At 70.2% G+C, this 12,888-nt stretch carries 10 protein-coding genes and 1 riboswitch; of the genes, 8 read left to right on the top strand and 2 right to left on the bottom strand.

Annotated features, from left to right (window positions below):
* The first annotated feature begins 39 nt into the window (after window positions 1-39).
* The 6 genes from rsfS (at window position 40) to CXP56_RS12090 (ending at window position 7,072) form a co-directional block, all read left to right on the top strand.
* On the top strand, window positions 40-423 hold the full coding sequence (gene rsfS / locus CXP56_RS12115) for a ribosome silencing factor (protein WP_028846367.1): 384 nt from the start codon (window positions 40-42) through the stop codon (window positions 421-423).
* Window positions 420-1,040 (top strand): histidine phosphatase family protein, encoded by a 621-nt coding sequence (locus CXP56_RS12110; protein WP_028846368.1) that lies wholly within the window; start codon window positions 420-422, stop codon window positions 1,038-1,040. Before rsfS ends, CXP56_RS12110 begins: the two co-directional genes overlap by 4 nt.
* The gene (gene octT, locus CXP56_RS12105) at window positions 1,037-1,801 is read left to right on the top strand and encodes a diglucosylglycerate octanoyltransferase (protein WP_028846369.1); all 765 of its coding nucleotides are present in this window, start codon (window positions 1,037-1,039) and stop codon (window positions 1,799-1,801) included. The genes CXP56_RS12110 and octT overlap by 4 nt, the downstream gene beginning before the upstream one ends.
* Before the next feature lie 14 nt (window positions 1,802-1,815).
* Window positions 1,816-2,676 carry a DegV family protein gene (locus CXP56_RS12100; protein WP_028846370.1) on the top strand — a complete coding sequence of 287 codons (861 nt, stop codon included), beginning with the start codon at window positions 1,816-1,818 and terminating at the stop codon, window positions 2,674-2,676.
* A 1,001-nt stretch (window positions 2,677-3,677) separates the two neighbouring features.
* Window positions 3,678-4,250 carry a helix-hairpin-helix domain-containing protein gene (locus CXP56_RS12095; protein WP_245566532.1) on the top strand — a complete coding sequence of 191 codons (573 nt, stop codon included), beginning with the start codon at window positions 3,678-3,680 and terminating at the stop codon, window positions 4,248-4,250.
* Window positions 4,250-7,072, top strand: a complete 2,823-nt coding sequence (locus CXP56_RS12090) for a ComEC/Rec2 family competence protein (RefSeq protein WP_084608862.1) — start codon at window positions 4,250-4,252, stop codon at window positions 7,070-7,072. Before CXP56_RS12095 ends, CXP56_RS12090 begins: the two co-directional genes overlap by 1 nt.
* Before the next feature lie 536 nt (window positions 7,073-7,608).
* On the opposite strand, the gene thrC is transcribed toward CXP56_RS12090, so the two are convergent.
* Window positions 7,609-8,883, bottom strand: a complete 1,275-nt coding sequence (gene thrC / locus CXP56_RS12085) for a threonine synthase (RefSeq protein WP_028846372.1) — start codon at window positions 8,881-8,883, stop codon at window positions 7,609-7,611.
* Between the two features lie 13 nt (window positions 8,884-8,896).
* A riboswitch (SAM riboswitch) is annotated at window positions 8,897-9,028 on the bottom strand.
* Between the two features lie 870 nt (window positions 9,029-9,898).
* Between thrC and holA the strand changes: the two genes are divergently transcribed.
* On the top strand, window positions 9,899-10,879 hold the full coding sequence (gene holA, locus CXP56_RS12080; protein ID WP_028846373.1) for a DNA polymerase III subunit delta: 981 nt from the start codon (window positions 9,899-9,901) through the stop codon (window positions 10,877-10,879).
* A gap of 599 nt (window positions 10,880-11,478) precedes the next feature.
* On the opposite strand, the gene rpsT is transcribed toward holA, so the two are convergent.
* Window positions 11,479-11,739 carry a 30S ribosomal protein S20 gene (rpsT, locus tag CXP56_RS12075; RefSeq protein WP_028846374.1) on the bottom strand — a complete coding sequence of 87 codons (261 nt, stop codon included), beginning with the start codon at window positions 11,737-11,739 and terminating at the stop codon, window positions 11,479-11,481.
* A 166-nt stretch (window positions 11,740-11,905) separates the two neighbouring features.
* On the opposite strand from rpsT, the gene CXP56_RS12070 reads away from it, so the two are divergent.
* The gene (locus CXP56_RS12070) at window positions 11,906-12,280 is read left to right on the top strand and encodes a VOC family protein (RefSeq protein WP_028846375.1); all 375 of its coding nucleotides are present in this window, start codon (window positions 11,906-11,908) and stop codon (window positions 12,278-12,280) included.
* Window positions 12,281-12,888: the final 608 nt, after the last annotated feature.

Below are 12,888 nucleotides of genomic sequence, written 5' to 3'. Positions count from 1 at the left end.
GGCTCAAGCAGCTGACAGCGAGGACGGGAGAAACGGCAAGTGGCAGCCACGGCTGAAGCACGCACGATCGCGGAGGCCGCCGCGCACGCGGCCGCGGACAAGAAGGCGTCCGACATCGTGCTGCTCGATGTGTCCGAGCGCCTGGTGATCACCGACGTGTTCGTGATCGCCTCGGCGCCCAACGAGCGTCAGGTCGGCGCGATCGTGGACAACATCGAGGAGAAGCTGCTGGCGATCGGGCACAAGCCGGCCCGCCGCGAAGGTGCGCGGGAGGGCCGCTGGGTGCTGCTGGACTACGTCGACGTGGTGGTGCACGTCCAGCACACCGAAGAACGCTCGTACTACGGCCTGGACCGGCTGTGGAAGGACTGCCCGGAGCTGGAGGTGCCCGGGCTGGACGAAGCGGACGGGTCGCAGACGTGACCCAGCCACCGGGCCGCATCAGACGGCTGGTGCTGTGGCGGCACGGCGAGACGACGTACAACGCGTCCGGCCGGATGCAGGGCCACATCGACACCGAGCTCACCGCGGTCGGGTGGAATCAGGCGCGGTTCGCCGTCCCGGCGCTGGCCAGGTTTCAACCGGACCTGGTGGTGGCGTCCGACTTGCGCCGGGCCACCGACACGGCCATGGTGCTGACCGAAGGCATCGGTGTCCCACTGCGGGTCGACAAGCGCCTGCGTGAGACGCATCTGGGGGAGTGGCAAGGGCTCACCGGCGCCGAGGTGGATGCGGAGTGGCCGGGCGAGCGGGAGAAGTGGCGCAAGGACGCCACCTGGGCGCCGCCCGGCGGGGAAAGCCGGGTGGAGGTGGCTGAGCGGGCCATGCAGGTGGTGGCCGATCTCGACCGCGGCCCGCACGAGGTGGTGTTGCTGGCCGCGCACGGCGGCCTGATCGTGGCGTTGACGGCCGCGCTGCTGGAGCTGCCGTTGAGCCACTGGACCCTGCTGGGCGGCATCGGCAACTGTCACTGGGTGGAGCTGCGGCGGCTGGACGGCCGATGGCGGCTGCACGGCTACAACGTGGGGATGACGGGGTGAGCCCACGGCTGCTGGTGTTCGGCGATTCGCTGAGTTTTCACGGACCCGACGGGCCATTGGCGGCGGACGACCCGCGGTTGTGGCCGAACGTGGCGGCCGCGCGCCTGGGTGGGGAGGCCGAGCTGGTGGCCAGGGCGGGCTGGACCGCCCGCGACGCCTGGTGGGCGATGATCGAGGACCCGAGGGTGTGGGCCGATCTGCGCCGGGTCGACGCGGTGGTGCTGGCGGTGGGCAGCATGGACACGCTTCCGTCCCCGCTGCCGACGTACCTGCGCACCGGCCTGCGCTATCTGCGTCCCGACGGCCTGCGCCGGATGGTCCGTAAGGCTTATCTGGCGGCGCAACCGCATCTGTCCGTGCTGTTCCGCGGGCGTCCTGCGGCCCTGCCCGTCCGGTTGACCGTGCGATACCTCGACACTGCGGTCGGGGCGCTGCGCATTTTGCGGCCCGACATGCCGATAGTCGGAATTCTTCCGTCGATTCACCGGGCCGAGTCCTACGGATACGTCCACACGGTGCGTGACCCGGCTGCCGCGGCTATCGCTCGTTGGGCGGCGAGGGTGAACGTACCGGTGGTGGACCTGCCCGCTGTCGTGGGCGATCACGTGCTCAGCGGGCGCGGCAACCCGGACGGCATGCACTGGGGCTGGGAAGGCCACCGTCTGGTGGGCGAGGCGATGGCGGCCACGCTGGCGCCGTTGCTGATCTCGCGATGTGACGAATCCCCAGCTGAACGTCCCAATGTGAGCGAGCCGGGCTGACTACGCTGGACGCCGTGCCCGTCGCCGTCGTCACCGACTCCACGGCCTACCTGCCCGAGGGCTTCGCCAAGCGGCACGACATCACCGTCGTGCCGCTCAACGTGCTGGTGGACGGCGAGTGCGCGCGCGACGGAGTCGATTTCGGCGCTGCCGAGCTGATCGCCGCGCTGACCGCGCACCGCAAGGTGACGACGTCGATGCCCAGCCCGGCCGATCTTGCGGCCACCTACCGGCGGGTGTTGGACGGCGGCGCCGATGCGGTGGTGTCGATTCACCTGTCCCGGGAGTTGTCGGGGACCTGGGCGGCCGCGGTGACGGCAGCGGACGAGGTGTGCGCCGAGCGGGGGGCGGGCCGCGTGCGGGTGGTCGACTCGCGGACCACGGTCATGGGACTCGGCTTCGCGGCGCTGCACGCGGCCGAGGCGGCCGCCCGGGGCGCCTCCGCCGCGGAAGTCGAGGACGTAGCGGTGAGCACCGCGGCGCGTTCCCGGACCGTGTTCGTGGTGTCGACGCTGGAGTATTTGCGCCGGGGCGGCCGGATCTCCTCGGCGAGCGCTTTGCTCGGTACCGCATTGGCCATGAAGCCGCTGCTGCACATCGAAGACGGGCGGATCCGGCCGCTGGAGAAGGTCCGCACCATGAGCAAGGCGCTGAGCCGCCTGGTGGAACTCGCGGCGGCGCAAGCCGGTGACGAGCCGGTCGAACTGGCCGTGCAGCACTTGGGGTCGCCGGACCGGGCCGTGCTGTTGGCCGATCGGTTGTCGGAGGCGATACCGAAGGCAAGCGGGTGTGTGGTGTCCGAACTGGGTGCGGTCATCGGCGCGCACACCGGCCCAGGCGCGCTCGGCATCGTCGTGCAGCTGCCGCCTCGGTAGTGAGGCAGCGGTGCCTCCCGGCGCCGCTGCTCGCGGACTCTGCCTGCCGAGCAGGTCGTGATCGTCGCACCGCGCGGACTCGCGCCCTGATCCCGGCCGAAAGGACCGAAACCGACCAGCAGCGACCCACGCGGACCGAGCGAGGCGTCGCGACTGACGGTCACACCGATCTCGGCCGAAACAACCACGTCCGACCGCATCGACCCACACAGATCGGACGGATCGGCACGGTCGGCCCGATCTACCGCGATGGATGCCGGGGATTCTGGATCTACCGCGATGGGTGCCGGGGTTCTGGTCGTGTCGGTGGGTGCCGAGGATTCCGGTTGTGTCGGCGGGTGCCGGGGATTCCGGCTGTGTCGGCGGGTGCCGAGGACTCCGGCCGTTCCGGCGGGCACCGGGCGATCCGGCCTCGGCAGACGCCGCCTCGTCGCAGGGACGTTCGCCACGGCTTGATCGGTTGTCCACAACTGCCAGTTGTCCACAGCCTGCCCACGACGGCCTCCACCGCAGTGATCAACACCAATACCGTCGACCACATGTTCGAACGAGGAACTGCAGGCCGGACGGCGCACCGGCTGGCCACGGTCGCCGTCCCGGACGGTGCCACCCCACGGAGGGATCAAGGGCGATGTGAGGCTGAGCCATCGGCAGTGTCTGCGCGGTCGTCGGTCAGACGCAGCAGTGAGCCGCGGAAGGCCGGTGGCTCCGGCACAGGCGTGTCGTCGGCCGAGCCATCGCCGGATGCGCGAGCGAGAAGGACGGGGATTCCTGCCGAGGCGCAAGAAGAACTGGCCGGGTGCGGGTCTCGATCGTCGACAGAGAAGTCGTACGACGATGGGGAGCTGGCAGAGTATGACGAGCCGATAGCCGAGGACGAGCATTCCCCGCCGGGTCGTGGATCACGGATCACCTGGTGGAGGCCGGGCAGCGGTAAACACCGCCTCGGCGCTGCCCGAGATGTCGTCCGATCCGCCGCTTCCGTACCGCTTCGCGTGCTGGTGGCGGCGGCCGTCGTCGTGGCGGTGGTTGGGGTGGCAGTCGTCACCGCATTCGCCAGTCCGGCCCCGGCACCCGCTGAGGCTCCGCCGTTGCCCGCGGCGCAGCGCAGCGAGCCGCGCCCGCCGGCGGGAGGGGATGCAGACGTCCTGGTCGTCAGCGTCGTCGGTGCAGTTCGCAAGCCAGGCCTGGTTCGGTTGCAGCCCGGTGCGCGCGTGGATGACGCGTTGCGGGCGGCAGGCGGCGCGAAGCCGAAGGCGGATCTCCGGTCGGTGAATCTCGCCCGCAAGGTGGCCGACGGCGAGCAAGTGTTCGTGCCGGAGCAGGGTGGTGGCGGTGCGACAGCTGATGCCGGCACCGTCGGCACCGACGGTGCCGACGGTGTGAAGGTGAACATCAATACGGCCACGGCGGCGGAACTGGAAACTCTGCCGGGGATCGGCGAGGTCACGGCGGGCAACATCATCGCGTGGCGCGAACAGCACGGCCCGTTCACATCGGTTGAGCAGCTGCTCGAGGTCGACGGCATCGGGGATCGGCGGCTGTCGCAGCTGCGCGATCGGGTCACGGTGTGATGTCGAGCCTGGGTGGCCGCAACGCCCGCTGCCCGGATGCTCATGTCCGAGACACGGCTTCCGCCGGCGCTCGGTCGGACTCGGTGCGGGCTGGTCCCGATGTCCGCCTGGTTCCCGCAGCGGCGCTGGTGTGGGTTTCAGGGCTTGCAGGTGCACTGGTCGGCTGGTGGTGCGCCCCGCTCCTGGGTGGGCTCGCAGTGGTTGCGGCGCTGATGTTGCTCCGCATCCGGGTGGCGGTCGGTCTTGCGGCGGCGTTGCTGGTCTGCGGGTTGCTCGCGGTGGGGGTGCTCGGGATCAGCTTGCACCGCGCAGAGACTGATCCGTTGCGGTCCGTCGCCGAGAGCGGCGGGACGGCCGAGATGAGGCTGACCGTCGCCGAGCGCCCCAGACCGATCCGTGCCGCGGGGTATGCCGACGACCGTGCGGGCTCGGTAGTGATGGTGGCCACCGAGGCCGATCAGGTCGTGGTGGGGAAGCGACTCGTGGAGAGATCCGGCCGTGTCCTCGTCGTGGCGCGAGCCGACGGATGGGCGAGCCTGCTACCTGGTCAAATGGTGACTGCCGAGGGCTCCTTGTCGGCAGCCCGAGGTGGAGACATGACCGTGGCCGTGCTGCACGTACGCAGCCCACCGCTGGCCGTCACCCCGGCGCCGTGGTGGCAGGAGGTTGCGGCGCGATTTCGCGCGGCCATGCGTGACGCCACGCAGGTGCTCGAGCCCGAGGAAGCAGGTTTGCTGCCGGGGTTGGTCATCGGCGACACGGCGCGGATGACGCCACAACTGCAGGAGGAGTTCCGTGACGCGGGCCTGGCGCACCTAGTAGCGGTCTCGGGGTCGAACCTCGTCGTTGTGTGCGGAGCAGCGCTTGCGGTGACGCGGGCGGTACGGCTCGGGCCGCGGACTTCGGCAATCGCAGCTGGTGCCGTGCTGACCGCATTCGTGATCGTGGTCGGGTACGAGCCGAGCGTGCTGCGCGCCGGGGTCATGGCCGCTGTCGGGCTAATGGCGTTGTGCCTGGGGCGTGAGGGGTCGGCCGTGCCCGCGCTTTGCGTCGCGGTGGTCCTCCTCGTCCTGCTGGATCCTGCGATGGCCGTCAACGTGGGCTTCGCACTGTCGGTTGTCGCAACAGCGGCATTGGTCCTGGTCGCGCCCGGATGGGTGGAGGCTCTGCGTCGCCGACGGGTGCCTCGGGTCGTCGCAGAAGGGCTCGTCGTCCCACTGGTGGCGTTCGTCGCCACTGTGCCCATCCTGGCGGGCGTGACCGGCGAAGTCGGCCTGATGACCGTCGCCGCCAACGTGCTCGCCGCTCCGGTGGTGCCGCTGGCAACGGTGCTGGGCTTCGTGGCCGTGCTGACGGCGCCGCTGCTGTCCTGGCTCGCGGAGATCTTCGTGTATGCGGCGGGCCCTGAGATGACGTGGCTGATCGTCGTCGCGCGCCACGCGGCCGCCGTTCCCGGGGCGGTCGTCTCGTGGCCGGACGGATGGTGGGGCGGTCTGCTGGCGATGACTGTCTGCGGGGTTGTGGTTGTCCTGCTGCACAGTCGGCGATGGCGGCTCGTCGCGACGACGGTTGTGCTGGTCGTCGCCGTCGTGGTCGTGCCCGCCAAGGCGTGGCGACCTGGCTGGCCGCCGCCCGGGTGGGTGATGGTCGCGTGCGACGTCGGCCAGGGCGACGGGTTGGTGCTGGCCACCGGCCGCCCAGGTGAGGCCGTCGTCGTGGACACCGGCACGGAGCTCGGTCACATCGACGACTGCCTCGACCAGCTGGGGATCGCGACGGTACCGGTCGTGCTGCTCAGCCACCTGCATGCCGACCATGTCGGAGGTCTGGCTGCAGTGGTGGAGGGACGCTCGGTCGGTGGGGTGGCCGTCGGTGACGGTCGATCTCCGGGCTGGGCGTGGCGCGAGGTGCAGCAGATCGCCGACCGCCGACGGCTGCCGTTGCTGCGGCTGCGGGCAGGGGAGCAGCTGCGATGGCCGCAGCTGACCGTGGACGTCCTCGGCCCGCGTCACCTCCCGAAGGGTGGGGACGACGGGAGAGGCGGAGAGGAAGGAACGGTGATCAACAACGCATCGGTGGTCCTGCGGGCCACGACACCGGTGGGCCGTGTGCTGCTCACCGGAGACATCGAGCAGGCTGCGCAGGCAGGCCTGCTTGCTGCAGGGGTGGACCTGCGGGCGGACGTGCTGAAGGTTCCGCATCACGGATCGCGCTACACGTTGCCGGACTTCCTGGCCGCGGTGGCTCCGCGAGTGGCGATCATCAGCGTCGGCGCGGACAACCGGTACGGCCATCCGAGTCCGATGCTGGTCAAGGCGCTGCGGTCGGCCGGTGTGCTCGTTGCCCGGACAGACGTCAGCGGTGACGTCGCCGTCGCACCGGGACCGAACGGAGCCCTGTCGGTCCACGGCGAACGCGCACAGCCTTCCCCGGGCCGTGGTCTGCCGATTGGTGTGCACGACACGGCTGCTGGGCACGGTTACCAGCGAGCGCCGAGGTGCGCCGTATGCCACGGCCGAAGCCGGAGGGACGAGGATCCGCGTCGCCAGGAAAGGCCGGCCGCATGTCCGCGAGCGCGGCCACAACCGCTGAGACCGCCAGCACCGGTGGGCCGGCCACGTTCGAGGCGATCCGGCTGCCGCGAGCGATCCGGCTGCCGCAGGCAGTGCGGTGAGCTGGAACGGCCGCACACGGCTCAGGCCGAGACCTGCTGCGCAAACGGTCCAAACGGATCAGGTGGCCCCTGCAGCGTGGGCCCCTGCACCGTGCTGGCCATAGCCGCTGGGGCTGTCCGGGACTACTGGGTCCGCCCGGACCGCTGAAGCGATCTCCTCCAGCGGGGATAGGCGCGCACGCTTGAGCTGAGTCGCGCTGCGTGAGAAGCCCGGCACCCAAGGAGATGCTTACCGCCAGGGCGCCAATCAGCACGGCTAGGCCGGCCAGCACCGCTGGAGCGATCTCCCGCTCGCTCCGCCTGGCGGCGACGGCCCACGCGCACCCGGCCGGTACAGCGTGTGTTCGGGCCGGGATGCGGTGGGAAGGGAAGCCTGCTGCTGAGCCGAAGCGGGATGCGCCAGAAGCCCGGCCGCTAGGAGATGTGCGCTGCTAGGACCGACCAGCACCAGGAGCGTCGGCCGTTGTCGCTGGGCCGACTGGTACCGCTGGGCTGACCAGCACCGGTGGTGCGATCTCCTCCAGCTGGGAAGGGCGGGCACGGCCGAGCCGAATCGCGCTGCGCGACAAGCCCGCTGCTCGGAGAGGTGCACCGCTGAGGTCAGCCCCGCCGTCGAAGCCGGCCCGCGCCGCGGCAGCTGATCGGACCGCTGAGCCCCCCCGCCGGTGACTCTCGCCGGCTCGCCTACTTGGCCAGGGCCGCGCGGACGGCGTCGACCGTGGGCTCGACCGTCGCCTTGGGGCCGACGTGATCCTGCACGGCGTCGAGCGTCTTCAGGCCGTCGCCGGTGATCAGCAGGACGATCTCCTCGTCCGGGTCGATCTTGCCCGTGTCGATGAGCTTCTTCGCGGTCGCGACGGTGACCCCGCCCGCGGTCTCGGCGAACACCCCTTCAGTGCGTGCGAGCAGGCGAATGCCCTCGACGACTTCCTCGTCGGTGACGTCCTCGACGGCGCCGCCGGTCCGCCGCACCACGTCGAGCACGTACGGGCCGTCGGCCGGGTTCCCGATGGCCAGGGAACGGGCAATGGTGTTCGGTTTGACCGGCTGCACCACGTCATAGCCCTGCTTGAAGGCGTTGGACACCGGTGCGCAGCCGCTGGCTTGCGCCCCGAACACTTTGTACGGCGTCGGTTCGACCAAACCCACCTCGCCCAGCTCCCGGAAGCCCTTGTCCACCTTGGTCAGCTGCGACCCGGAGGCGACCGGTACGACGATTTGCGGCGGGATACGCCACCCGAGCTGCTCGGCGACCTCGAACGCGAGGGTCTTCGAGCCCTCCGAGTAGTACGGCCGCACGTTGACGTTGACGAAGGCCCACGACTCGTTCTCCGCGGCCAGCTCGGTGGCCAGTCGGTTGACGTCGTCGTACGTGCCGTCCACCGCGATGAGCGAGCCGTCGTACACCGCGGTGGTGAGGATCTTGGCGCGCTCGAGCGAGGCGGGGATCAGCACCACGGAGTCCCACCCGGCCCGCGCGGCCGCAGCGGCGACGGCGTTCGCCAGGTTGCCGGTCGACGGGCACGCGAGCACCGAGAAGCCGAACTCGCGGGCCGCGGCGAGCGCGACCGCCACGACGCGGTCCTTGAACGAGTGCGTGGGGTTCCCGGTGTCGTCCTTGATCCACAGCCGCCGGACCCCGAGCGCCTTGGCCAGCCGGTCGGCGCGGATCAGCTTGGTACAGCCCGGCTCGGTGTTGGGGAACTCCTCGACGTTGCTCGGCACGGGCAGCAGGTTCTTGTAGCGCCAGATGTTGCGCGGGCCCGCTTCGATCTGCTCGCGGGTGATCCGGCCGAAGTCGTAGGCGACCTCCAGCGGCGAGAAGTCCTCACTGGAGACGAACTCCGGTGCCAGCGGCTGGCGGTGCCCCTCTTCCTTGGACACCAGCTCGACGGCCGGGCCGAGATCGACGGACTTGCCGGAGCGCACGGTGGACGGGGCACCAAAAGTTGCAGTCATCGCGAGGTTCCTCTCCTCATCTTTCCCACGGAATGGGCCGGAATTGGCACCGTGCTCGTCAGCTACCTCGCGGATCCGAGATGACTGGCTGACGCCGGTTGCCGGGGCTTCACAGGGCCGGTCCCTCTGCCCCTCTTGATGAGCGTTGTTCAGTTGTCCTGCAGGTCGCCCCGCAGCTTCGGTGGACAGCCGACTGGCATCCTCGGCTCACCCTACGGCACGGCCGGGACGAGCCGCCAGTTCGTCTCAGATCCGGAGATCGAGATCACGCGACCGGCTGGACGTGCCTGCCGGCTCTTGCGTGCGAGGGGCGCATCGCGCTCGGCTACTGCTGCCGCAGGAATCCGCTCCACACTCACCGGCTCGGCTGCCTGCCGAAACCCGCACCCGCTTGCCAGCAGATTGCTGCGGCAGTTCGTTCCTCCATGCGTCCAGCTGACACGGTGAGTTGTCGACCTCGCGCGTCGACAGTGACGGGACCGGCTCGCTCGTCGCCGGTCGCGAAGGCCTGGTCGTGCCGGCCACTGGCTGTTGCGGATCGCTGGCCGCGACGGCGCCTGTTGTGGATCGCTGGCCGCCTTGCTGGCGCCTGTTGCGGATCGCTGGCCGCCTCGTTGGCGCCCGTCGCGGATCGCTGCCCTTCGCTCCCTGGCTGTTGCCGAATCCTGTCCGCCTCGTGCGTCGCTCGCCGTTGGAAACCTGCTTGTGTCGGCCGCTGGCCGCCGCGAAACGCCTGATCGCTCGGCCGTCGGCTGCTGCGAGGTGCCGCCCGGCAAGTCCGCCGACTGCCGTGGAATCCGCTCCACGGTCGCCGCGTGCCACGGGAACTACCGGTTTCGTGAGCAGGGGGGCGCACGAACAGCTCCCGCTGATGGTCGCCGTTTCCGTGGCGCAGTCAGGCTTGCCCCGCGGTGTGCCGTTGTTCCCGGAGACGACAGGACCCTGTGCCGCTATCCGTCAGCTCCCGGACGGGCTCGGACCGCCGACGTCGGCCCGGCGTGGCAGGATTCCACGCGTGAGTGCTGGCACCTCCCACCCTCCGGCCGTGCACGTGGTCCTCGGCGACGAGGAACTGTTGGTGGAGCGCGCGGTGCGGGACACCCTGGCGGCCGCGCGGCGCGTCGATCCCGCGGTGGATCTCACGCGGCTGAAGGCCGCGGACCTGACCGCGCCGTACCTGCTGGAGATGATCAGCTCCACCCTGTTCAGTGAGGGGCGGGTCGTCGTGCTGGAAGCGGCGCAGAGCGTGAGCGAGGAGATCGGCAAGGCGATCCTCGACTACGCCAAAGCGCCGTCCGACGGCGTCGTCCTCGTCGTGCTGCACTCCAACAGCGGCGGCACCAAGGCAGGCAAGGCGCTGCCTGCGGCGTTGCGCAAGGCAGGCGCGCAGATCACCGAGTGCGCCAAGATCACCAAGCCGGCCGAGCGGGAGGCGTTCGTCAAGGCCGAAATACGCCGTGCCGGAGGCAAGATCGACGCGGCGGCCGTCACCGCGTTGATCGACGCGGTCGGCTCCGACCTGCGTGAGCTCGCCATGGCCGCTTCCCAGCTGGTCGCGGACACCGGCGGGACCGTGACCGAGGAAGCGGTGCGGCGTTACCACCGGGGCAAGGCCGAGGTCAACGGGTTCGCGGTGGCGGAGAAGGTCGTGTCGGGGGACCGGGCAGCCGCCTTGGAATCCCTCCGGTGGGCCCTGCAGATCGGCGTCCCCCATGTGCTCATCGCCGACGCGATCGCCGATGCGGTGCGCACCATCGCCCGGGTCTCGGCTGCCGGACGTGGCAATCCGTACTCCATGGCGGGCGAGCTGGGGATGCCGCCGTGGAAGATTCGCCGCGCCCAGAGCCAGGCCCGCGGCTGGAGCCGGGAAGCACTCGCCGAGTCGATGGCGATCGTCGCGCGCTTGAACGCGGACGTGAAAGGCGCGGCCGCTGATCCCGAGTATGCGCTTGAGCGCGCCGCATTGGAGATCGCTGCTGCGCGTTCGAACCGCTGACGGTCCATCGGTCCACTGGGCCGACCGTGGCGCGCCGTCGTCGGTCCTCCACGGCAGCGCCTGGACGACGTTGCCGGCGCAGTGGTCGAGCCCGGAACGTGGTGTGGATCGCGCGCTTTCCGACCGAGTACCGACAGCGGCGCGGTCGCGTGACGCAAAACCACCCGCCGAGGACGGACATGCCGGGCAGCGACCACGGGCAACCGCATGGCTCGGGGAGACCGGCGACCGGGGATGCGTAGGTCCCGGCCTGGATCGATGCGTAGCATCACCGGCCGGGATCGGGCGGCGAGCTGGCTGGCTGCGGACCTGCAGATGCGAACTGGCCGACGTGCTTCGAGTTGGTCGGCGCGCACGAGCTGGTCGGCGCACCGGAGCGGGTCGGCACGTACGGGCTGGTTGGTGCGCGGTTCGAGCTGGTTGGTACGCACGAGCTGGTTGGCGCGCGCTTCGAGCGGGTCGGCACGCACAAACCGCTCGGCACACGCCCCGATCCGGGCGGCACACGCAACCAACCGGGCGGCGCTCGCCCGAAGGGGTCCGTAGACGCGAACTGGCCGGCAGCGCGAACGCTGCCGGCCAGGAAGTCGCGTAGGGAATTACAGCGCGTTGACCCGCTTGGCCATCGCGGACTTCTTGTTGGCGGCCTGGTTCTTGTGGATCACGCCCTTGCTGGCCGCCTTGTCCAGCTTGCGAGCGGCGATGCGCTGCAGCTCGACGGCCTTCTCCTTGTCGCCAGCCTCAACCGCCTCGCGGAACTTGCGGATTGCGGTCTTCACCGACGATTTCACCGCCTGGTTGCGCAGGCGGCGCTTCTCGTTGGTCTTGATGCGCTTGATCTGGGACTTGATATTGGCCACGGAAGCTGCTCCTTGATCGTCGGTGGATGTCGCTGCGCGTTTTTGTGGCCCCGCGACGGACGTGGTGCAGCGTCGCGGGTTTCCTCCCCTGCGGAATGCCACGCGGAAGCGACACACCAGGCTAACAATCCCCGCTCTGCGGCCTTTCACCAGGTATCCACTGAGCATGGAGGTTCTCAGCAGCCGGATCGTGCTGCGCCCGTCGGACCCGGAACGGACGCACGCGTTCTACGGCGAAACCCTCGGTCTGGCGGTCTACCGCCAGTTCCCGGGAGGAAAGGTGTACTTCCTCGGCAACGGACTGCTCGAGGTGTCCGGCCGGGGAGAGGAAGGGGAACGTCGGGGCCTGGCGTTGTGGCTGCAGGTGCGTGACCTGTCCGACGCGCTGGCCGAGCTGGCATTGGCCGGGGTGCCGATCGTGCGTGGGCCGCGACGCGAGCCGTGGGGCCTGCACGAGGCGTGGATCGCCGACCCGGACGGAGTCCGGATCGTGCTGGTCGAGGTCCCGGAGGGCCACCCGCTGCGCTCCGATCCACGGTAGCTTAGGCGCCCCGGCCGCCCCGGTCGGCGTTGGAGTACGCGACCGATCGGTGTCGCTGGCCGGGCGGAGGCTTCCCGCGTCGGTGATCGAATTTCGCCTGGTGGGAGGCTGCCCGGGAGAGCCTGGGCTCCCTCCGGTGGTTCCTCGTTGGTCGGTGTCGGCTCGGTGGCGAGGGAGCGCCTGGTGTGGCGGGTGCTGGCGGCGGCGGAACGGGTTGGTTCGTCGCCGTTGGTCCTGCTCGGTGGTGTGCGTGGCGCGTTGGTTGGTGGGCTCGGCTTGGTTGGTGGTTGAGTGTGTGGGCGGGCCGGTCGACTCCTGCCGGTGTGCTTGCGGGTTGGCGTGGCTGTGGGTGCGAGGGAGCGCCTGGTGTCTGGCCGGGCGGTGCTGGCGGCCGGGGAACGAGACTGCCGCCGTCGTTGGTCGTGGCCGGTGGCGTGCGGAGCGCGCCTGGTGGTCGGCTTCGCCGGGTGGGGTGCGCGGACGTGTGGGTGATACGGCACCGGTTGGTGCTTCTCCCGTCAGTCATCCGTCGCCGGGCTACGTGCCGTTCGGCGCGGAGCAAGGGACCGGAGCCCATTCCCGCCGCGTGGTGCTCGGCCGGTGCAAAG

The sequence above is a fragment of the Thermocrispum sp. genome (genome assembly GCF_002919275.1).
GTDB lineage: Bacteria > Actinomycetota > Actinomycetes > Mycobacteriales > Pseudonocardiaceae > Thermocrispum > Thermocrispum agreste.
The sequence above is the reverse complement of the archived record's forward strand: the minus strand, read 5'-3'. Positions and strand labels throughout refer to the sequence as shown.